This is a genomic window from Candidatus Desulfosporosinus nitrosoreducens, assembly GCF_030954495.1.
GTDB classification, from domain to species: Bacteria; Bacillota; Desulfitobacteriia; order Desulfitobacteriales; family Desulfitobacteriaceae; genus Desulfosporosinus; species Desulfosporosinus nitrosoreducens.
On the sequence record NZ_JAVHUW010000048.1, the window covers coordinates 165,177 to 184,489 of the forward strand.

Sequence of the window (19,313 nt, forward strand, 5' to 3'; positions counted from 1 at the left end):
GGGTCTTTTAGGTGGAGTATGAATTGTATAAAGATTATGTTTCACAAACAGTGACTAATTCCTATCCAAAATATATCAGAGAGATAATTGTTAAAATCCTGAAAGATAAAGGAATAATTGTTGATGAGTTAGAACAAAAGGATGAAGATCTAACAATAGAAGCAAGTCTTTCTAAAAGCTTGGAGGAGCACCAGGAGGCAATAAAATTCATAGAAGAATGGGAATTTATTCGACCTTATAAACACGCTGTTCTATTTATTTATTCGGGGTTTAACCAGGGAGCCTTAGAAAGACTAAAAACAGTCGGGGAAATAATTCCCTTCGTAGCGGACCCTGAGGTTTTCGATGTTCTTTTGGCTATCGATCCAGACAGTGTAGCAGCTCCAAGATTTCAAACCCCCACATTTTTTGAAGATGACTCGAAGCTTTATTTTAAGTTTAACTTGAAATATAAGGGATATCTACCTGGCACTAATACGCAGACTAAACTAAAATATCCTATCCTGATAGTAATACATAAAGATATGCCCGTTCTAGAGGTTCGGTTTGATAGAATCAACACATATTACAAAGACGGAGAAACGTTTTATAGGGATAAGATCAAATTGGCTACAACTTGGGCTGAAGTTAATCTAGCATTAAACCTTGAAAATTTTAATTTACAGCCAATATTAGATTATGTAGATAGATCCGAATTACCTGATTTAACAGTAAGTGCAAAAAGAATGGATTTAAAAAAAGGTGGAAAGGTAACACTGGAAAGTAATAAAGATTATGTTTTGCCATTACTTGGAGAGCTGAAAGAACTCATGAAAGAGCATGAAGACGAATTCATAAAAAGCCCAGTAATCAACCAGCTACTAATTGATTTTATTACAAATACAGAAGAAACTTCCGATTTGCCTTGGATGTCATTATGTTGGAAAAACAAAGTCAAAACCAAGGATGTTATAGTGAAATTCCAACATAATTATTATAAAGAAGAGTACACCTTGCTTCAATATACAGGAGTTCTTAAGGAATTGGAGAGGATGGATAATGTTACAAAACACCTTATTGAACTTAAAGATAAACTTGATAAACAGCCAGATGCTATCTGAGAATAATTTGGCCAAGTTTATAGAGCTTATTCAAAGCTATAACAAGGGGGAATGGGTGTATCCAGGGGTACTTATAAGAAAATTAGGAATATCTCAATCTCAAGCATACAAAGTTCTTGATGCACTAAAAAGGTTGGGACTCCTGGAAGTAAATTATGAGTTATATTGCCATGAATGTGGTCAGTTCAAAGGGCCAATATTTGAAACTTTTGGGGGAATCCCTGATGAATTAGACTGTGAATATTGCGGGGAAAGATTAGATCCTTTGGATAATTCCATCGTAATTTATAAAATGATATCTGATTAATAGGTGAATATAATGGCTGGAGAAATGACTACAAAGCAGTATTTGATTAAATTTCTCGATAATAAAGAGGAATTTTTTAATGAAATTACTCGTCTCAATCAGGAAGAAAAAGAGCGTTATAACTTACTGCTCGATAATCTAATATTAGTAAATAATAATAAAAAAGTAAAACAAGAGGTTAAAGGTAAATCATTAGAGGATATTGTTTCATTTTTACTTGAGAAATCAAATGTTTTTAAAGTCCAAAGGAATTTGCGTACAAGCACAAATGAAATTGATCAAATTATTGAACTTAACTTTAGGGGCAAAGAGTTCAAAGAACATATCGATATCTTGGGTGATACCTTCTTAGGTGAGTGTAAAAATTATAACAAAAAGATAGGTGTTACTTGGGTTGGAAAATTTTACTCCTTATTGCAACCAACATGCAGGCTTGGAGTGATTTTTTCCTTTTACGGGCTTTCTGGTAAAGGCTGGAATGCCAGTTCTGGGCTTGTTAAAAAACTACATATTTCTAAGGAAGATTTCTCACATAGGATTTACATTATCGACTTTAATATTTTAGATTTTAGGCTAGTCGCCCAAGGGAAATCATTTATCAATATAATACAGGCAAAAATAAGCGGACTAAGAACTGATACTGATTTTTTAAAACATATTTCTGATCATCCCGCGCAGCAAAATAAATCTAACCATGAATCTGATTAAATCACTCTCAATTCCCATTGATTTTATTCTAAAATTCTTACTCTCACCATGAGGTGATTAATTTTTGACTTCCATTGACGTCCTCGCCTGGCCCTAGCCATAGGCCAAACAGGTAACACATTCACCAGCTTGGACATAATATGTATGTTGCTAGTGAGCCATGGGTATTTTCTGAATCCCTCGTCAATGCGATTGGGGATTTTTTACTTGCCAAAGATCAGAGGACTAGCTAAATAGCTCAGGTTCTGGTATTGTGATTAAAAGTAAAATAAAAAGGAGGAAATAGCATGGACTTAAGTAATGAGGAAAAAGACTTGATAAAGTATTGTATCGAGATTGGTTTCAGTAGAGCCCTACTTACGGGAGAACAAAAATAAATTGCCAACAACCTAATTTCAAAAATAAAAAAAATTAATTTAGATGATTTCGAACTTGTGCAACCGCCAAGCAAGTAAGTAAAAAAGTCAAAGTCCTCTCCACTTAAGAGAGGGCTTTTTGCGTTGCCGAATCCTTACATCTTCCATAGAAACCACCGGCATGTGCTCAGTTCATATTTAAGCTGAAACTGCCGCATCTGCCCGTGGATCTCGCTCTGACAATCATAAATCTTCGTTTGTTTTATGACGGGTCCTTCCTCTGATATCTTGGTAATCATCTCAACCTTAACAATATTCCCATCATGGCGAAATCGGATGGGCCGCGGGGTGCCCGGGATATCGAACCAAGCTATCATTTCGATGGGAGCCATAAGTATTTTCATTTAAATTTCCCTCCAAAAGCAAAATCTAGAATGTATGTTCTATTTTATCAAAACAAGCATTCTAGATAAAGAAGTAAATATTGGGATTCACCTTTGCGTCGCCGAAAATTGAGAAAGGAGAGCCTAATCGCTCTCCTTTTTTGTTAACTGCAAGTTTAAGGCCCTAAGTAAATCTTCAATCCGCTCAGTTGTATCGTACATTTTTCTATTGGCCTCTCGGACTCCGTTTTTGACGGCTAATTTGATTACAAAATAGATGATAACTAGACCCAGGATCGGTAATATAATCGCGGAAATGAGGGTGTAATCTGGGACGACCATGTCATTCATAGGATCATCCTTTCATTCCTACTGAGGGGGATTGCAGACGCTGCATGGCTCATAGCCTTCGCTTTCTGCATCTGATAAGCTAATTGGAATTCTACTCTTCGATAAATACCGACATCCATCCCGATGATATTTCTTTCCAGTTTTAGTGATGTATACAGTTAACGTCTGGCCAGTTTGTTTGGGCGCCGGAGAAGGCGTTACAACAGCTGGCGTGGCAGGAGTTTGGGCAGGCGCAGCGGAAACGACAGGTGCTGAGGCTGGCGTAGCCGAAACGTTTGAGGTAGGTGCAGCATCTTTTACAGGTGTTGTGGCTTGTTGTTCCGAAGTCTGGCTTTGTTTTGAATCCTCTACTTTCGTGGGGGCGGCTGTTGTTGGTACGGCATTGCTAGAGCATCCACTAACGGCCAATAATAGTGCAATAAATATACCTGCGATTTTCATGTTCCATGAAGCTTTCAAATAATCCCAACTCCTTTTCCTTTAAATATAATTTCTTGTTTAAGGAAGATCATGTAGAAAATTCGTGTCGCATAGGCTATTTCCTTTCGTGCGACATTCTTAATGGTATTGCGACAAAATTAATATGGATAATAGAAAAGGCCCGGGCATATGCCGGAGCCTTTGAAACTTATATCATGATTTTATTTTAGAGGATTCTTTTACCATGGCACTGACAATATCTAAGTAATGACAGTCCTTTTTGCATTTTGGACATATTAGACTTTCGGATTTCTTGGGCTTGCTTCCAAAGCTAAAGGTTGCAGAGGTTGGGGTAGTAGTCAATGCTATTGTAATCCACTGATCTGTCTTGCTAACCTCTCCGCAATGAGGACATTTTAAATAAAGTATCTCTAGATTATCTTCCAACGCTTCACCTTCCTTCGACTCTTACTTAAGTTTATTCTATCAGATTATTCGAATAACGCTAACGAACGATTTAAATACCCTTTCCAACGTTTACTTGATCGTTCGTAAGACAATCATTGAATCGTTCACATTAAAGAACTATAAAAATCCCTAAACCTCAGATAAACAAGGAACATAGACAAGAATAGACGTAACGAATAAGCACCCAAAGGAGGGAATGAGCGTAAGCGAAATGACCGACTGACTATACCCCGAGCGGCGCTAAAATTTTCACAAGCATTAATAGGCCGGAGAGCGTAAGGCCGCTGCCGAAAACGAATTTTGCATCAGGAGGTTGCTGCCCGGATTTAAAATATTGGATCATCTGTGTTGTGGACTTACCAAACCACTTTTCCACAAAGGGCTTTTTAGGAGGATTCTTGATTTGCTCATCTCGTTCGATCAGGTAAAGATCCCTAGCATTAGGTTTTCTATGCATTTTTTTAGCAATAGCAACATTCTCCCTGGCCTTTTCAACTCGGGCATTCCAAATAGCTTTTTGTTTGGCATTGTAGATGATAATTTTTCCTATTCCATTAACAAAACCCATGGATTTAAGCTCTTGATCCGAAAAACTTTCATATTTTAATTCACCGGCTGTTAATTCGGGATTGAGTTCAGCCGCCTGAGTGGGTACTGATCGAATCAATGCAATCCCGACAAAGATAAGAGAAAGGGCCATGCCTAAGGATCGTTTAATAATCTTCTTTCGGAGTACAAGAAACAATGCAATCCCTCCTTAGCGTAAATTAAATACCGTTGTAATCTCCATCACGATATTAGATAAAATACCAACAGTTATTCCCAGTCCTGCCACCGTCAAAACCATGACTATTGTTTTAGCCATGTCTGGACCGTGTTGACCGGTCTTCTCAACAATATTGGCTGCTATTCCACCTATAAGGAAGAGCCCAACAATAGCGAGAAATACCGGGACTATAGCAGTATTCATACGTTTACCTCCTTCAGAATTTCATCGTAAAGATAAATTTCATTTTTCTCCAGGCCATAACCGATACCATAGGGATTATCTTGTTTGATGCTATTCTTTATCTTTACGCCTCGTTTTGCACTATCGGTAATAATAAGGATCCGGGGAAACTTGGAGGGATTTTCTAATTTCTTTAGAAGATCAGAACCTAGCATACCTTCTTTGCTATAGAGTTCAGAATACTGCATAGGCTTTTTGAATCCGTTGTGGCTTATTGAGCGATCAAATTCTATAAAATACCATAAACCTTCCTTGAGCTTACATAAGGCATCGCACTGAAGTATACCGAAATCGACTTCAGTTTCCCAATGCTCAACTTCATAATGCTTTGACAGCCACACATAAATCCAGGTCACGGCTACGATATGCTGTAGGGCAGATAAAGAGGGTTCTTTCTTGAGATAGTAAACATTAGGCATATCAAAGAAGGGGCGCTTTATAAAGTTAATTAATTTGTGATCTGCGAGGTACTTAAGTCTTTGCTGACATTTGCGAAGTCCGGCTTTGCCAGGGAAGAGAAGAATCGCTATTTGTTGAGTAGTCATAGCTTTGCAGGCCGAAACTACTTGAATAACTTGCTTATCCCGGTGGGAGGAGAACTGGCGATTGTTCATCCTGTTTCACTTCTCTTTTTGGGATGTTTTTTTCTTGCAAAATTTTAATAGCCTCCTCAGTATCCAAAAACATGGATTGTAGCATTTCTTCAGTTTTCCATTTCCAAATACAACGGCCGGCAATTGCGGGAAGTTCTGCAGCCCTTGAATTACCTTTGCCTAAAGCAATTTGACTATCCGTGGAATCACCATTGACGTAGTAACATAATCGACCTGCAAGGTTTGACCGGATATCAGTAAATCCTTTAGAAGTATTAGCCGAGGGCTTTTGTGTTGCTATGATCAGGCCAATACCTCCAGCTCTTGCCTTGCGAACCAATTTGTCAATTGCCTCCCAGGAATTATTGCTTTCGATGTCTGCTGCTTCATCAATGATTACAACTTTATATTTCATGTCTTTAACCTGTTGAATTTTTTGAGCTTTAGCATCGCGCAATTTCTCGGCTCTTATCTCCATTTCCTTAACTGTCTTTTTGAGCATAGTTTCAGTTTCATTTTCAGTTATAGCTACCTCAAGATAATCAGAGAGGATTGGGAAGTCTATTGCCTTTTTGTCAATTACAGAAACTTCGCATCCAGCAATTAGAAGAGAAGTAACCATGCCCAAAAGTCCGGATGTTTTTCCGTATCCGGTTACTCCACTAATAAGCATGTGATGGACGGATGCCATATCAGTTACTGCTAACTTACCCGTTGGAGAATAACCGATAGGAAGGGGAGCAAGCATTGTTTTTAAATATGGCCTTGGATCGAAATGGAACGGAATTATCTCTTTAAGTTTTTTTCTGTAAACCGACATGATGATAATTGGACCATTATTTTTAAATTCAACGATGGAGTTAGTAAATGTCTGAAATGATTTTCTGCGCTTTTCAAAATCATCCAAAGTAATATCGGGTGGGAGGTTAAAGATTAAGTGCCATCCATTTTCCGACTCGGTTTTTTTAATTAAGTTAGGGCGAATACCATCCTTATTCTCAAGCCGAGAGGCAGAGATAACCTCTTCGACTTTGTAAAATAGTTCTGATTCATCTTTACGATATTGCTTAATGAGTTGATCTAAGGACCACTCTAAGAGGCTTTGCTTTCGGTTAGACATTTACATCATCCCCTTTCTATCGCAGTTTCAATGTCGTCGATAGTTTCTAATACGCCGCGCTCCTTGAGAGCTAATCTAACACCTCTGCGCACCAAATAAGATCTCTCGCCTTGTTCAAGCTTTAATCTCATGAGGGCATTCTCAATATCCCTATCCTGCCACTTCCTAAGCTTTGCCCGGAGTACAATTTGACCCATTTTGCCACCTCCTTGCTTACTTTTTGCTACCGAGTGGTAAAGACTATGAGAAAAGAGCGTAAAAATTGTTTGTCCAGTAGTAAAATAAATCATGGCAAATGTTACCTACATATGAAAAACCCCGAAGATTTCTTCGGGGCCTTACTCTCCAATATAGAATATAGTTTCTACTGGTCTTTTAAGCTTATCTGCTATCTTTAGCGAAACCTCTAATGACGGTTGCGTTTGCTGTTTTTCATATCGGTTGTATTGCTGCTGTGTTATCCCTAATAGATCTGCCATTTCAGTTTGTTTGTCAATTAACAATTCATGTCGTATTTCTCTAAGACGATTCTTTACCCCATATAATCACCTGCTTATTTATATAGATATAAGCAATATTCCACATTGTGGAGGAGAATTCCTTTATTTAAGTGCAGCCTGGTGCAATTTGCATACAAAATAAGTAGTGCCAATTCGGTGCCCAAATGTACAAAAAGGTGCCATTAATGACCCAACACTACAAATTTTAAAAATCATGAATGGCGCATGAATAGCGGATTTAGCAAACTGCGCCCTTCTCTACAGTCGTACTAAACCTCACTCGTAATGAGCAGGTCGTCGGTTCGATTCCGACCATCGGCTCCACTGGAACACCACTCCCGCAAGAGATTGCGGGATTTTGTGTTTTATAATTATTTGACTTTCACCTCTAACGTTGCAACCCAATTTTAACCTTGTTTGGCAAGAAGTCTCCCGCATCTAACGTTAGCGTGTATGTCACTAACATCTTTCGGGTGTTTTTCATTTTCCTTAAGTGACCATCTATTTTCGAGGCTGCTTTTTCTTTTAGTTTTCTTCGAAGCCGAGTATAGATTTTAGTTGTTCTTATGTCTGTGTGACCCAGTAGCCCTTGAATAAACTTGAAAAGGAATTTGCAGGCGGAAATCTTGAACTGGGAATTTTGGACATGGTTAAAGGGAGAGGCATAATGGTCTACATCGGAGTTTAGATGAATTGGCGCAAGCATTAGGATCAAAAAGCGCATTAGATCTAATACCACGAGAAACGCTGAAAGTTTTAGACATAACGGGATTACGTCGGTATAATAACCCGAGCTCCGGGCAAAATGACATGGTCAAATCAATCGTCCTGCTTGGACTCCTATCGAAGGGTGGGGGTTCTTTTTGATGCATATGTTTTAAATCTTATATAAAAATCATTTGCAACTATTCAATCCGTACTTAAGCTGAAATTGCTTCATTTGTCCGTGAATCTCGCTCTGACACTCATAAATCCTTATACGATTACCCGCAAATTTCTCTCCTGGCAGTAAATTGAGGTTATTTCCCATTTTTAGGTTTAATACATTCTTCATAAAAAGTACATGATTAGCTCATAAATAAAGTATATGCTAATTCTAGTGGTCTTCACCTACAGCATTTTACATAGACCCTATTTATTTTCACCATCCCTCTTCTTCCTCTATTTCCCCTCAAAATGAGGGGGCTTTTTTGTTTTTCAAAGTACATCTGATAAAATAAAAGGATTCCATGACGATTTTAAATAAGCAAGAAAAGGGTTAATAGAATGACGGGGATACCTTCTGAAAATAATAAATTGAAGAAATTTATTAAAACTTATATAAATTTTAATAATTATAAACTACCTTTTGTCGTTTTGCTATTGATAATTATTTGTATAATTGGTTTTTACTTTAAATTTATTAATGAAAATTCTTATACTAAGACAATTGCCAAAATCACCTCAATAACTACCGAACATCCCAGTAATGAACAAATTACAAAACAACAAATTAGCGCAATCATTATGAACGGAACTCATAAAGGAGAAATAATTCAACTACAGAATTCAACAACATATTCTCATGCTACCGACTTGGATTTAAAATTGAATGATGAAGTTTTTGTCACACTTCAAGTAAATCAAGATAAAAAAATTACATCTGCCGTAATCTTAGATATTAAACGGGATACATATCTTGTTTATGTTTCTATTTTATTTGTTTTGTTAATTTCTTTAATAGGAGGCGTTAAGGGATTAAGGTCTTTGACCAGCGTAATTATCAATGTGGTTATTATTTCTGTCGTCATCAGATTATTTTTACTTGGGTATAACATTATAGTTATTTCTTCTTTGGCATGTGTCATATTTATTATCGGGTCTTTATTATTGGCAACCGGAATAAAAAAGAAGACTTTTGCCGCAATCCTAAGTACTATAGCCGGTACTCTTATTTCCATGTTAATAACTTATACTGTAATAACGCTCTTGCATGCAAACGGAATTCATTACGAAGAAATGGAGTTTTTTAATTTTCCACCTGAACAAATATTTATGGCTGAGATATTAATCGGTACTTTAGGCGCAATTATGGATATTGCCATTTCTATTTCCTCGTCTTTACAGGAAATATTTCATAAAAATCCTTTGATAGAGAAGAATACCCTTCTAAAATCAGGTTTAGAAATTGGGCAAGATATTATGGGTACGATGTCTAATACATTAATTTTTGCTTATTTTAGTGGAAGTATCCCTATTATTTTGCTCGGATTAATCAATGATATTTCAATTCTTGATATAATGAATATCAATATCTCTCTTGAAATCGTACGGGCTCTTACCGGATGCATAGGAATTGTTATCAGTATTCCTGTGAGCATCTATGTTTCTGTATTTCTGTTGAAAAGAAATAAAGTTGGAGAATCTTGAATTATGAATGTCTCAGCTATTCTATTATTGATTCTATTGTTCCTTATGGTCATTGTTGGGGGAGAAAAAGGGGCTAATTCCTTCTTAAGTTTGTGTTTAAACTTCATAACCCTTTTAATTATGCTGATTTTAATAACGAATCAGCTTGACCCAATCAAAGTGACCATTATAGGGTGCATTGTTATCAGCTCCATTACTTTATTTTTCATTAATGGTATCAATAGGAAAACTATATCATCGCTATTATCTGTAATATTAGTTGTAATTTTGACAATGCTATTAACTTACAAAATGGGAACAGATGCAAATATACAGGGATTTAACCTTGAACAATTGGAGTATATTCCAATACAATCATCTGGTATTCACTTGGATTTTTCTAAAGTAGTTTTTTGTGAGATTTTGTTGGGATTGTTGGGCGCTATCATTGATGTCTCCATCTCGATCTCTTCTTCTATGAATGAAATATATAAAAACAACTTATATATCACTAAGAGTAGTTTATTCAAGTCAGGATTTAACATTGGTCAAGATATTTTGGGAACAATGACAAACACCTTGCTTTTCGCTTATATCGGAGGATTTATAACGTTAATTATCAGGTTTGTTAAGGTTAACTACTCTATCTCAGACATGTTAAATGCAAAAGTATTTTGTTCAGAAGTCTTTCAGATTATTTGCAGTGGTATAGGTGTTATTCTGATAATTCCTATTACCGCATTTATTTCTTCAACTTTCATATTTTTAAATTCTCAATCCAAACAGGCGAAAAAATCTGATCTTATCGATTAATTATTGAAATATAACCCTTGCAGTTAATTATCAACATGCGACAGTGTCGATTGCGGTTTTAGAAAATCTGAGGTTGGCTGGCTAATTAACTTTAGCAATACGGAACTGGGAAGTAGACGAGTATATACCGTAAAATAAGGGCGTGAATAGGCATTAAAAGCGCCGGTGTCGGCCGATGATTTAAAAGAGGTCTCAGCAAAAGTGCTGGGGCCTCTTTTTTTAGTTAAAATTAGTTACTTCTCAGACCAGTTTCAGATTATTGTTGCATAATAATATTATTCTAAAGCGATTAAGCGAAGGAAGGAGCGCAAGCATGAAGCATTTTATTTTGTATCTCGTAATCACTTACTATTAAATATGTATGCATTTTAAAGAAGAAGGGTGTTTAGCTACGGAATAGAAAAGCAAACCCCGCCTTAGCGGTTAACATATACTTTCTCTCATTCTTCTTCCTTTCCTTTAAACAATCCCTCTTAGCGAAGGCCTTTGTTATTTGCAAGTATGACTTCTTCTCTCGCTTAGGCAAGAGAGGGGGTTTTTATGCTTGTGAGACAAGTTTCCCCTTACTTTGCAGGAGAGTTGTGAGATGATTAAAGCAGAAGTGAAAACGTAACTTAGGAAAAAGTCATAAGAGGAGGGGTTATAATGAAAAAGATATTAGTTCCAACTGATGCTTCAGAGTCTTCTCGGCGGGCATTGAAAACAGCTTTGGAATTTGCGCGAAAATTTGACGCTGAAGTAGAGCTTATGTTCGTTATGCACCAGCCTATCACATATGACTCTAGTCTTAATATGTATATAATTTCACCAGAACAAATTGAACAAGAAGGAAAGTTTGTTTTAGATGCCACACTTACAAAAGTCGACACAAGTGGAGTTCCTTTAAAAAAGAAGATAATGGAGGGCAATGCAGTTAAAGTTATTTTAAAAGAAATTCAAGACGAGGATATCGACTTGGTTATTATGGGGAGATGTGGTTATGGAGCAATAGTTGATTGCTTATTAGGTAGTGTTAGTCAACGTGTCCTCTACGGAGCAAAATGTTCTGTTTTAATTACAAAATAAATAGTCATTACTCGTTTTATCTCACACTAAATACGTGCAACGATGTTATAGAAAATGTAACACGTTCACCAGCTTGACATAAGAGCAAAATTCGTCGCCAAATCGTCGCCCAAACTTCCTAAATGCCGCCTAAAACTACCTAATCGAACAAAATCCAAAACTCTGAGGCTTAGCCTGCGCCAAAGGTTTTCCAAACTATACTATACTTCACAAACACAATAAACCTCACTCGTAATGAGCAGGTCGTCGGTTCGATTCCGACCATCGGCTCCACTGGAACACTACTCCCGCAAGAGATTGCGGGATTTTGTGTTTTATGGAAAATGATCCTTTAGAGTAAATCGTCGCCAAAACGTCGCCCAAATGTACTTAACTATACCTTATAAGAAAAAATACATCCCCAAAAGTAAAAGTTAGGGATGTATTTTTTATGCATATCGCTGTATACGATCTTCAGGCCAAGTTTCGCTTAGGAAAAGCAATGATTTTGGCGCCTTGAGTCTGAGTAATTTCTGATGGAGGTTCCGGGGTGGCAGGATCGGCGTGGCCAGCTTTACGCGTAATCTCATTCGAGGTCTTTAATTGTTTGCCTTGCTTTGACAACTTCATATTGAACGCGGTTAGCACTGTCTTTGCCCTTAACATTTTCTCTTCTAAGCTTTTCCTCAGCTTGAGTAGTCCTAAATAAGTTTGCTGCTACCACCTTAGATAATGCACAATCCCTTCAGTATAAGGCTATTTAGTCCTTAATTTACGTCAAAGATAATATTGGAGGCTATTTCTTTGATGTCACCATGCACAAATTACTTAAGATCCCTAACCATAACAAACCACCCAGTAGAAACGGGGGCTAATATTAATGATCATGCTTTCATAAATCCAACCGAGCTGACTATGTTAATTGGCGTGAGCGATGTGGCAACAAGTATTATTTCAGGCCAATTTTCCCAAGGGCAGTCAAGATCCCTTGAGGCATTTAAGGTATTACAAATGTTGCAGGAGCAAAGAGTACCAGTTCAGGTAATGTGCAAGTTTGGTTTATTTAAAAACATGCTCGTGGAAACTATTTCTGTGCCGGATGATTACACGACGAAATATGCCCTTAAGGCCACTGTGGCCCTTAAAGAAATACAACCAAAACTGTAAAATTTAGCGCACGACCCCGGGTAACAGACAGCACCAATAAGGGCGTGCTTAATCCGATAAATCCGGATCAAAGTACGTTGAAGCAGATATTTACTAAATTTGGTGTAAATAGCTTTGGAGAGCTATTTAGCAAATTATTGGCTGGGTAAATGTTTAATATGCTATCATTTCCTGCTGCAAGGAGAGCGTATTACATTATTGGTTTAATTTTTTGGCTTCTTCTAGTAAATTATTAATTTTACCATTGGAAAATCCAGTCAAAGAGGATATTTCTTGTTTAATATTAGTGGAATCCTCAAATAGTCTATTATAGGCATCTGTATTTGTGTTTTTATCTGAAAAATTATAACCAGATGAAGGGCTTTTCATATAATCAACTATATGTTTAATATTTGAATTAATGTACATGACTTGATTAGTCATGTCTTGGTAATTTGATAATATTTGTGATGAATTACTAAAAGATGACAAATAGGTATTGGAAGAAATTAAACCAATATCATTGGAGAGTTGAGACATATCCTGAATAATATTATCTGAAGTGGTAGAATATTGGTTGTAGGCATCTTCTAATTTTTTAATGTAAGGAGTAGCGGCTGATGAAGTTAAAAGAGGACCTTGGATAGCGGAATTGAGCGAATCTCTTAAAAGCTCTCTATTTTTATCAAGTTGCTGAAATTCCGAATTGGCCTTTTCTCTATCGCCGTTTAATTTTTGTATTAAAGAGCTTATATCAGAAACACTATTTAAAATTGCGACTTGTTTTTGAGCTTGGGAATACTGCGGGTCATCAGGAATGACTTTTTTTAAATCAGTAATAGCCTCTTTATAGAGGTCGGGAGTTATTTCTAGTTGTGCCGAATCAAATGCCGCTTTAGAGGCTTTAAGGGCGGCATCATGTATAGCTTTTGCAGCCGCGGCAGCCCGTTGGTTTTCTTGGTAATTCAAATAATATTTAACTCCAATTATTCCAACCGCAATAACAACGATGGTTAACGATAATACCAAAATTATTTTACGCTTTGAAAAGTTCCGCTTCTTTGCGTCCTTTTGGGGTAAAGAAAGGGCTTGATCAGGGTTAATTTCTCCGCATGTCGTGACAGCCATCTCATTTGAAGAAGGGAGGTGCTCTTGTGAAAGATCAATAGATTCATCCAAATATATCGACTCCTTTTCGCATTATCTTGGAATCATTATACGTTCAAACAAATAGGAAATTCTATAAAAAAATGTCGAACTTTTGAACGAAAAATCAATCCCCTAGACTGTGAATATATGGTAGTGTTAAATAAGGGGGGATTTGATGAAATTTTATAAAAATAAATAGTTCTGGGCTTTGGCGCTTTTTGTTATTCTCTCTGTATCATGGAATGCCTATAATCTCTTTGCCAGAAATAAAAATCTACTCCAACTTCCGAAAAACTAAAAACTATTGAGCAGCCAGTTTCACAAGTAGCTCAGGATAATATGCTTATGTGGAAGTAACTATATTTAAGATATAACTTAAATGGAAATCTAGTTATGCAAGCACTTCAATATGATGTTGGCACATATCTGACTTATGGCGATAGTGAATATTCAGTAGTATGGGCAGGGGCAGATTTGACTTATGAATTATTTAAATCAGGGAAAATGAAGTCAACTATGCCTGCACAAGCGTATCAAAATATCGTGAACAACCTAAATGCTGTTTATAGCCGTTTGGGAATTATATACACAAATCGAGAATACGCTATAGAATTTTTCCGTAAATACCAGCCTCAAGCCCAATCACAACCAGAACAGGAACCCCAATCTCAACTCCAGTTTCAGCAAGCTCCTATTAATACATGTCGCTTCCTTATGGAAAGCGTGGATTGCAATTGGAACTCAAAAGTTATATCCCTAACACCTTAATAAAGCTAAAATAAAACCAGGATGCGGGAACATCCTGGCCGTACAACTTAGCCGCAGAGTATGCGGCCGTTGGGTCACGAAAGAGTAGCCTCCGTGTTAGGGTGGGCTACTTTTTCCTTTGGTCAAAAACTAATAGTACAACATATAAGCACTCAGTTTTGAGTGTTTTTCTTTTGCCCAAAATTAAAACCATGAGAGGATATGGAAAAAACTAAAGTATTCGGATTTACTGAAATCCTTCTAAAGAGCCAGGGTCATCCAGCAACTTATTATCCAGATATCTGTATGTTAATGACATTATTATTCCGTAAATCGCAGCATCAACTAGTAAAAAATACCCTACATTAGGTTCGACAACATTAAAAAGTGGCAATTTGAATAAGCTGCCAATACTTGTATAAAGCAACCATATTAATAATCCTAAACCTATTCCTTTTGAGACGTAATACTTTTTCTGTCCATATTTCATAATATAACTAAAAGCAATCCCCCAAAAGGCAGTGTTTACCAAATGAGAAATTAATCCGAGCAATTGCCCTTCGAGGGGTTTATGCTGTCCCAAGATAAGTATCTCCCCATATTCAATAAATGTTCTATCTGTAAAATGAAGCATCTTTTCTACATATGCAAAAATTGACTGAATTATGCCGCCAGAAAGTCCTGCTATCGCTCCATGCATAACTCGATCATGTGAATAAGTAATTCGAAATTTCATAGTTATAACCTCCTTTCAACAATATGATACCCACAACGCGAAACACAATACAAATTAGGCTTTGCAAATTGTTCAGAAGTTATTGATTAGCTACTTTCGGCGCGGAGGTCACAATAACCAAGATAGGGCAAAATTCCAATAGGTATTATCTTGAAGTAAATAGTTTAATCAATAGCATACAGCATTGAAAATTCCTAAATGGTTAAGCACACAAATAATACGCAGGAAATATATTGGAATAAATCCTTATCTTATATAATGTAATCGTGGTAGTTTTAAGGATTGGAGAATGAACATGGACATTCTCAATTATTATGGAAAGTTTTATCCATATAATACGCTATTATTATTAATTTCCTTAATTATTTTGCGAATTTTGTACCTTCTTTTCAAGCCATATCTTCCGCCACGAGAGGAAATGTAGAATGCCTGATATTTTTCTAAACACAGATCTGACGAAACCTATCGACACTGTCGAACTTCTCTCCGCTGGAGTACAGGTATTTTTTCCCCTAACCACTTATCTTCAAGTAGGTATTTTATTTGTTCCCCAAATTGGTTGTATCAAAGTTTATATTCAGCAAGAAGCTTTAACAGAAGACATCTTAATTGAATTTAAAGTATTTGAATTTCGTGTCCCCGTTACTTTATTTTTATTATTATTAAATTTAGGTATAGCTCATTTTTATTCCAATTGTTTTCTTGCACTCCTAAAAAAATTAACATCAAAAATACAAGGAAATATATAAAAAGATTTCGGAGAGTCTTAAAACTCCTTAATAAGAATAAAAATTGGACGCTAAATTGCAATATGAATGGCAGGTGCTTCAACATGTTTTTAGGTATCGGTTACGCAATACCTTTTTCTTTTTTAGGCATAAGTTTATCATTTGTTGTTTTCTCTGTTGTAATGTTAGTGATTATGGGGATTAAGCAATTGGAAAATCAAAGCTATATTTGGTAATATCGAAAGAGGGATATTTATGAATCAAGCCAGGGGGATAAGACCATCCAATGCTCCATTCTATTCGTCAGCGCCTCAACCTGAGTTATCCTATTGGCCAACACAGCGAGATGCTGCCCTTTTATCGAAGATAGTAGAGAAAAGGAAATTTAAGAACCTTCTTATCCAATCCTACTGGGTTATTTGGCTGCTCTTTTCGTTTATCGCTGCCTATGTGCTAGGTTTCCTTATCCTTGAAAATCCAACAGACGTGGGCTTCTGATAATCTCTTTGCGGCTATAATTTCAGAACAAGGAAACAGCTAGTTGCCACTTGCAGGAGAGTTGTGAAATGAGTTGGTATCTGAACGGACAAAGAGAATTTTTAATTATGAAGTGGGTAATAATACTTCGAGAATAAAGCGTCAAAAAGGGATGATTAATTTTGAAATTTGACAAACCCATTCTTGTCGTATTGATCGGTGCCTTAGCAACAATTCCCTATGAATTATTTACAGCATTGATGGTGTATTTAGGAATTGGTAAATATGATGTATATGAATTATGCAGTTTAATTATAACGCTGGATAGGCCTAATCTAGTTCTTGGAGCTGTAGGTACCATAATAGTAGCCAGTTGTCTAGCTCTCATTTTTTATTATTCACTTGAAAAGGTTGGCTGGGACTATTTAAAAATGAAAAGTATCATCTCCAGTTTAATTAGCTGGCTGATTTTGGAAGTATTTTTCATGTGGCTTATCGAAGGACGTAAACTTATCCCCTATAGACCTATAAACGACTACTATGTAGAACTGATGGGCACTATTATATTTGGCATTGTCCAGGGCCTGTTATTTGGAAAGTACTTAATTAAAAATTGTGTCTTAGCAGAAAATAAAGGTTAAATCCTTTTAACCTTTTAGATTAAAAGAGAGTTAAGAAGGACAGACCTGAAGAAAGAAGCTCAATAGCCTGAATATGTAAAGGGATACAGAGAAGATGTAACCTTAGAACTAACAATGCATAAAATATATTAGTCATTCCCAGACAATATCCCTCACATGTCCCCCCTCTTGATGGGGGATATTTTTTATTTCTTAAAATAATGGAATAAAGTTGTAAGGATTGATCGGTCATTGCTTGAGCTCTAACGATACCAAAGAAAACATTATTTGCCAAAGAGACGCAGGGTGCTTTTATTTTGCTTGAAAATAGCTTATAAAAAAAGCCTAGGTAATAAATACCTAGACCAAAATTTGCGGATTATCTAGAAAGGATAACATGGACCGGGAAAAAAGGTCGGCCTTGGCAATCGCCGCAGCTCCCAGATAATAACTAACAATAAAGCGATAATTACTCCTAAGGCTGCTAGAATACCTATGGTTCCTAAAATTCCCAAGGCACATAAAGCTCCTATAATTCCTAAGACTCCTAAAACTCCTCCTATAATTACAGCCGCAATAATCATATTATTCACCTCCTTCTTTGGGTTCGTATAAGATGCGGAAGCTGATTGCTACAATTTATTCAGCTTGTCTATTAGATGTTCATCCCTAGCTTTGAATTTGCTTTCTTGTTTTCTCCAGCTTGAGAAAAACGGTTATGATTTGATTTTACGAGCAGTTGCGTTCCTTTCCTTTCTCCGTACAGGGTTCAAGTGGTTCAATGGCACTTGGGACGACCTGTGAACATTTAACCTTTCGAGCGCATAAACTGGAACGAGATATTATCAGATAGCCGTGAATGTTCCCAGAGGGTTAATGTTAAATTTGGCAAAACACGGAGGAATTAGGATGGGAGATGCTGAAACCCAAGCCTTCAAAGAAGATGTCATGGAGATCAAGAGTGATGTTAAGGAAGTCAAGAATGCTGTTGACCGCTTGCACTTGCTTATGGTTGAAAAGTATGTCACAAGGAAAGAGTTCGAGGTTTTTAAAGACCGGGAAGTAAGCAGTCGGCGTTGGTGGGCAACATTTATTATTGGGGCAGTGGCTCTTGTCGTAACAGTAATGGATACAGTTCATTACTTTTTGTAAACCAGTTCAAGACTGGGCAAGTTTATGAGAGCATTGAATAGAAGGGCAAGGGGGATTCAGCAGTGAAACTATGTCTTGACCCGGGTCATGGTGGCTATGATTCCGGCGCCATTGGTTTTGGGCTGCAGGAAAAAGATATTACGTTGGATATATGTCTGCAGTTAAAGACTTTGTTGGAATACCATGGAATCGTCACAATTCTAACCCGGGACGGGGACTACGCCCCCGGGCATCTGGAAGGTAATCTTAACGGAGAACTTTGGACTCGGGTTAAGCTGGCTGAACAAAACGCTGTAGACTTGTTTTGTTCAGTTCATGTTAATGCGGGAGGAGGAACGGGGGAACAGGTCCTAGTCTCAGAATTAGACGGAAACGCTCAGAAGGCAGCTAATCAGGTGCTGCCTTACCTTGTTCAGGCGGGCGGATGGGCCAGTCGCGGGGTAACCGTGCAAAACGTCCTAGTGCTTAGAGAAACGAGCATGCCGGCTATTTTGACTGAAAATGGGTTCATTGACAACTCAGCCGATGCCGCAAAACTTAAAGACCCCAATGTGCGAAAGGCCCTAGCTGTTGCTCATGCCCGGGGAATTTGTGACTATTTTGGAATTCAATATCTGGAAGGGGGAAGGGATATGCTGGAAGTGGCTGTTTTACTTTATACCAAAGAAGATTATTGGGCGGGTACAGATGTCTCGGTTAAAAATGGCAATTGCGCCTTGTTCATCCGGCCGGACGATCATTCCGTACCTAAGGATGCTATGAGTGCCAAGAAATTAATCGTTGTGGGGTGGCCGACAACGAATCATCCGAATGATGTGCTGCTTTAATGATTTATCAAATATTTTACGGATGCCGCAGTAGCCAAATATTTAAAATAATGTATACTATATTAGGTATTGAAAAAGCCTAGACATGTAGCAGTGGAGAACGCTATCATTTAAGAGTATTTATGTCGTTTTGTAAGGAGCAATGAGGCTCCATAACGGTGTCCTTTATTG

General features: G+C 37.1%; 25 protein-coding genes. 12 read left to right on the top strand and 13 right to left on the bottom strand.

Going from position 1 to position 19,313, the window contains the following annotated elements; all coding sequences use genetic code 11:
* Nucleotides 1-11: 11 nt before the first annotated feature.
* The 3 genes from REC12_RS11470 to REC12_RS11480 are packed head-to-tail and all read left to right on the top strand — an operon-like array spanning nucleotide 12 to nucleotide 2,115.
* The gene (locus REC12_RS11470; RefSeq protein WP_308894515.1) at nucleotides 12-1,100 is read left to right on the top strand and encodes a hypothetical protein; all 1,089 of its coding nucleotides are present in this window, start codon (nucleotides 12-14) and stop codon (nucleotides 1,098-1,100) included.
* 55 nt (nucleotides 1,101-1,155) lie between these two features.
* Nucleotides 1,156-1,407: a response regulator gene (locus tag REC12_RS11475; RefSeq protein ID WP_308894517.1), complete on the top strand. Its 252-nt coding sequence runs from the start codon at nucleotides 1,156-1,158 to the stop codon at nucleotides 1,405-1,407.
* Nucleotides 1,408-1,419: 12 nt separating this feature from the next.
* Nucleotides 1,420-2,115, top strand: coding sequence for a restriction endonuclease (locus REC12_RS11480; RefSeq protein WP_308894519.1), 696 nt, complete (start codon nucleotides 1,420-1,422; stop codon nucleotides 2,113-2,115).
* Between the two features lie 511 nt (nucleotides 2,116-2,626).
* Here the strand turns inward: REC12_RS11480 and REC12_RS11485 are convergent.
* The 9 genes from REC12_RS11485 to REC12_RS11525 form a co-directional block, all read right to left on the bottom strand.
* On the bottom strand, nucleotides 2,627-2,875 hold the full coding sequence (locus REC12_RS11485) for a hypothetical protein (protein WP_308894521.1): 249 nt from the start codon (nucleotides 2,873-2,875) through the stop codon (nucleotides 2,627-2,629).
* Between the two features lie 123 nt (nucleotides 2,876-2,998).
* Nucleotides 2,999-3,205: a DUF6019 family protein gene (locus REC12_RS11490; protein ID WP_308894523.1), complete on the bottom strand. Its 207-nt coding sequence runs from the start codon at nucleotides 3,203-3,205 to the stop codon at nucleotides 2,999-3,001.
* An 18-nt stretch (nucleotides 3,206-3,223) separates the two neighbouring features.
* On the bottom strand, nucleotides 3,224-3,664 hold the full coding sequence (locus tag REC12_RS11495) for a hypothetical protein (protein WP_308894525.1): 441 nt from the start codon (nucleotides 3,662-3,664) through the stop codon (nucleotides 3,224-3,226).
* Between the two features lie 652 nt (nucleotides 3,665-4,316).
* A complete protein-coding gene (locus REC12_RS11500; RefSeq protein WP_308894527.1) occupies nucleotides 4,317-4,793 on the bottom strand; it encodes a hypothetical protein in 477 nt (158 codons plus the stop codon).
* A 57-nt stretch (nucleotides 4,794-4,850) separates the two neighbouring features.
* Nucleotides 4,851-5,063, bottom strand: coding sequence for a hypothetical protein (locus REC12_RS11505; RefSeq protein ID WP_308894529.1), 213 nt, complete (start codon nucleotides 5,061-5,063; stop codon nucleotides 4,851-4,853).
* On the bottom strand, nucleotides 5,060-5,716 hold the full coding sequence (locus REC12_RS11510) for a replication-relaxation family protein (RefSeq protein WP_308894530.1): 657 nt from the start codon (nucleotides 5,714-5,716) through the stop codon (nucleotides 5,060-5,062). The genes REC12_RS11505 and REC12_RS11510 overlap by 4 nt, the downstream gene beginning before the upstream one ends.
* Complete coding sequence (locus tag REC12_RS11515) at nucleotides 5,682-6,815, bottom strand: FtsK/SpoIIIE domain-containing protein (protein WP_308894531.1); 1,134 nt, start codon at nucleotides 6,813-6,815, stop codon at nucleotides 5,682-5,684. The genes REC12_RS11510 and REC12_RS11515 overlap by 35 nt, the downstream gene beginning before the upstream one ends.
* A gap of 5 nt (nucleotides 6,816-6,820) precedes the next feature.
* The gene (locus tag REC12_RS11520; protein WP_308894532.1) at nucleotides 6,821-7,012 is read right to left on the bottom strand and encodes a hypothetical protein; all 192 of its coding nucleotides are present in this window, start codon (nucleotides 7,010-7,012) and stop codon (nucleotides 6,821-6,823) included.
* 141 nt (nucleotides 7,013-7,153) lie between these two features.
* The gene (locus REC12_RS11525; RefSeq protein WP_374214200.1) at nucleotides 7,154-7,318 is read right to left on the bottom strand and encodes a helix-turn-helix transcriptional regulator; all 165 of its coding nucleotides are present in this window, start codon (nucleotides 7,316-7,318) and stop codon (nucleotides 7,154-7,156) included.
* 1,263 nt (nucleotides 7,319-8,581) lie between these two features.
* On the opposite strand from REC12_RS11525, the gene REC12_RS11530 reads away from it, so the two are divergent.
* From REC12_RS11530 to REC12_RS11540, 3 genes are all read left to right on the top strand, one after another.
* Nucleotides 8,582-9,724, top strand: coding sequence for a YibE/F family protein (locus REC12_RS11530; RefSeq protein ID WP_308894533.1), 1,143 nt, complete (start codon nucleotides 8,582-8,584; stop codon nucleotides 9,722-9,724).
* Nucleotides 9,725-9,727: 3 nt separating this feature from the next.
* Complete coding sequence (locus tag REC12_RS11535) at nucleotides 9,728-10,516, top strand: YibE/F family protein (protein ID WP_308894535.1); 789 nt, start codon at nucleotides 9,728-9,730, stop codon at nucleotides 10,514-10,516.
* A 645-nt stretch (nucleotides 10,517-11,161) separates the two neighbouring features.
* The gene (locus REC12_RS11540; protein ID WP_308894537.1) at nucleotides 11,162-11,581 is read left to right on the top strand and encodes a universal stress protein; all 420 of its coding nucleotides are present in this window, start codon (nucleotides 11,162-11,164) and stop codon (nucleotides 11,579-11,581) included.
* Between the two features lie 565 nt (nucleotides 11,582-12,146).
* Here the strand turns inward: REC12_RS11540 and REC12_RS26630 are convergent.
* Complete coding sequence (locus REC12_RS26630) at nucleotides 12,147-12,284, bottom strand: hypothetical protein (protein ID WP_510167174.1); 138 nt, start codon at nucleotides 12,282-12,284, stop codon at nucleotides 12,147-12,149.
* Nucleotides 12,285-12,367: 83 nt separating this feature from the next.
* Here REC12_RS26630 and REC12_RS11545 point away from each other — a divergent pair, with 83 nt between their 5' ends.
* Nucleotides 12,368-12,727, top strand: a complete 360-nt coding sequence (locus REC12_RS11545) for a phage baseplate protein (protein ID WP_374214202.1) — start codon at nucleotides 12,368-12,370, stop codon at nucleotides 12,725-12,727.
* A 195-nt stretch (nucleotides 12,728-12,922) separates the two neighbouring features.
* On the opposite strand, the gene REC12_RS11550 is transcribed toward REC12_RS11545, so the two are convergent.
* On the bottom strand, nucleotides 12,923-13,885 hold the full coding sequence (locus REC12_RS11550) for a hypothetical protein (RefSeq protein WP_308894540.1): 963 nt from the start codon (nucleotides 13,883-13,885) through the stop codon (nucleotides 12,923-12,925).
* Between the two features lie 363 nt (nucleotides 13,886-14,248).
* Here REC12_RS11550 and REC12_RS11555 point away from each other — a divergent pair, with 363 nt between their 5' ends.
* Complete coding sequence (locus REC12_RS11555; RefSeq protein ID WP_308894542.1) at nucleotides 14,249-14,623, top strand: hypothetical protein; 375 nt, start codon at nucleotides 14,249-14,251, stop codon at nucleotides 14,621-14,623.
* 226 nt (nucleotides 14,624-14,849) lie between these two features.
* Here the strand turns inward: REC12_RS11555 and REC12_RS11560 are convergent, their stop codons facing one another.
* A complete protein-coding gene (locus tag REC12_RS11560; protein WP_308894544.1) occupies nucleotides 14,850-15,338 on the bottom strand; it encodes a DUF6789 family protein in 489 nt (162 codons plus the stop codon).
* Between the two features lie 425 nt (nucleotides 15,339-15,763).
* Between REC12_RS11560 and REC12_RS11565 the strand changes: the two genes are divergently transcribed.
* Together REC12_RS11565 and REC12_RS11570 are read left to right on the top strand one after the other, a co-directional pair.
* Nucleotides 15,764-16,087: a hypothetical protein gene (locus tag REC12_RS11565; RefSeq protein ID WP_308894546.1), complete on the top strand. Its 324-nt coding sequence runs from the start codon at nucleotides 15,764-15,766 to the stop codon at nucleotides 16,085-16,087.
* 638 nt (nucleotides 16,088-16,725) lie between these two features.
* Nucleotides 16,726-17,184: a hypothetical protein gene (locus tag REC12_RS11570; RefSeq protein WP_308894548.1), complete on the top strand. Its 459-nt coding sequence runs from the start codon at nucleotides 16,726-16,728 to the stop codon at nucleotides 17,182-17,184.
* Nucleotides 17,185-17,546: 362 nt separating this feature from the next.
* Here REC12_RS11570 and REC12_RS11575 read toward each other — a convergent pair whose 3' ends face one another.
* Nucleotides 17,547-17,747 (bottom strand): hypothetical protein, encoded by a 201-nt coding sequence (locus tag REC12_RS11575; protein ID WP_308894550.1) that lies wholly within the window; start codon nucleotides 17,745-17,747, stop codon nucleotides 17,547-17,549.
* 325 nt (nucleotides 17,748-18,072) lie between these two features.
* Here REC12_RS11575 and REC12_RS11580 point away from each other — a divergent pair, with 325 nt between their 5' ends.
* Entirely contained in the window at nucleotides 18,073-18,315 is a 243-nt protein-coding gene (locus REC12_RS11580) for a hypothetical protein (RefSeq protein WP_308894551.1), read from the top strand.
* Between the two features lie 62 nt (nucleotides 18,316-18,377).
* The gene (locus REC12_RS11585; RefSeq protein WP_308894553.1) at nucleotides 18,378-19,142 is read left to right on the top strand and encodes an N-acetylmuramoyl-L-alanine amidase family protein; all 765 of its coding nucleotides are present in this window, start codon (nucleotides 18,378-18,380) and stop codon (nucleotides 19,140-19,142) included.
* Nucleotides 19,143-19,313: the final 171 nt, after the last annotated feature.

Excerpts from the sequence above, each read along its gene's own strand:
- REC12_RS11580 (WP_308894551.1), top strand. The coding sequence starts at position 18,073 with ATGGGAGATGCTGAAACCCAAGCCTTCAAAGAAGATGTCATGGAGATC.
- REC12_RS11505 (WP_308894529.1), bottom strand. The coding sequence starts at position 5,063 with ATGAATACTGCTATAGTCCCGGTATTTCTCGCTATTGTTGGGCTCTTC.
- REC12_RS11530 (WP_308894533.1), top strand. The coding sequence starts at position 8,582 with ATGACGGGGATACCTTCTGAAAATAATAAATTGAAGAAATTTATTAAA.
- REC12_RS11540 (WP_308894537.1), top strand. The coding sequence starts at position 11,162 with ATGAAAAAGATATTAGTTCCAACTGATGCTTCAGAGTCTTCTCGGCGG.
- REC12_RS11545 (WP_374214202.1), top strand. The coding sequence starts at position 12,368 with ATGTCACCATGCACAAATTACTTAAGATCCCTAACCATAACAAACCAC.
- REC12_RS11520 (WP_308894532.1), bottom strand. The coding sequence starts at position 7,012 with ATGGGTCAAATTGTACTCCGGGCAAAGCTTAGGAAGTGGCAGGATAGG.
- REC12_RS11565 (WP_308894546.1), top strand. The coding sequence starts at position 15,764 with ATGCCTGATATTTTTCTAAACACAGATCTGACGAAACCTATCGACACT.
- REC12_RS11485 (WP_308894521.1), bottom strand. The coding sequence starts at position 2,875 with ATGAAAATACTTATGGCTCCCATCGAAATGATAGCTTGGTTCGATATC.
- REC12_RS11510 (WP_308894530.1), bottom strand. The coding sequence starts at position 5,716 with ATGAACAATCGCCAGTTCTCCTCCCACCGGGATAAGCAAGTTATTCAA.
- REC12_RS11480 (WP_308894519.1), top strand. The coding sequence starts at position 1,420 with ATGGCTGGAGAAATGACTACAAAGCAGTATTTGATTAAATTTCTCGAT.
- REC12_RS11500 (WP_308894527.1), bottom strand. The coding sequence starts at position 4,793 with ATGGCCCTTTCTCTTATCTTTGTCGGGATTGCATTGATTCGATCAGTA.
- REC12_RS11535 (WP_308894535.1), top strand. The coding sequence starts at position 9,728 with ATGAATGTCTCAGCTATTCTATTATTGATTCTATTGTTCCTTATGGTC.
- REC12_RS11560 (WP_308894544.1), bottom strand. The coding sequence starts at position 15,338 with ATGAAATTTCGAATTACTTATTCACATGATCGAGTTATGCATGGAGCG.
- REC12_RS11515 (WP_308894531.1), bottom strand. The coding sequence starts at position 6,815 with ATGTCTAACCGAAAGCAAAGCCTCTTAGAGTGGTCCTTAGATCAACTC.
- REC12_RS11490 (WP_308894523.1), bottom strand. The coding sequence starts at position 3,205 with ATGAATGACATGGTCGTCCCAGATTACACCCTCATTTCCGCGATTATA.
- REC12_RS11555 (WP_308894542.1), top strand. The coding sequence starts at position 14,249 with ATGCAAGCACTTCAATATGATGTTGGCACATATCTGACTTATGGCGAT.
- REC12_RS11575 (WP_308894550.1), bottom strand. The coding sequence starts at position 17,747 with ATGATTATTGCGGCTGTAATTATAGGAGGAGTTTTAGGAGTCTTAGGA.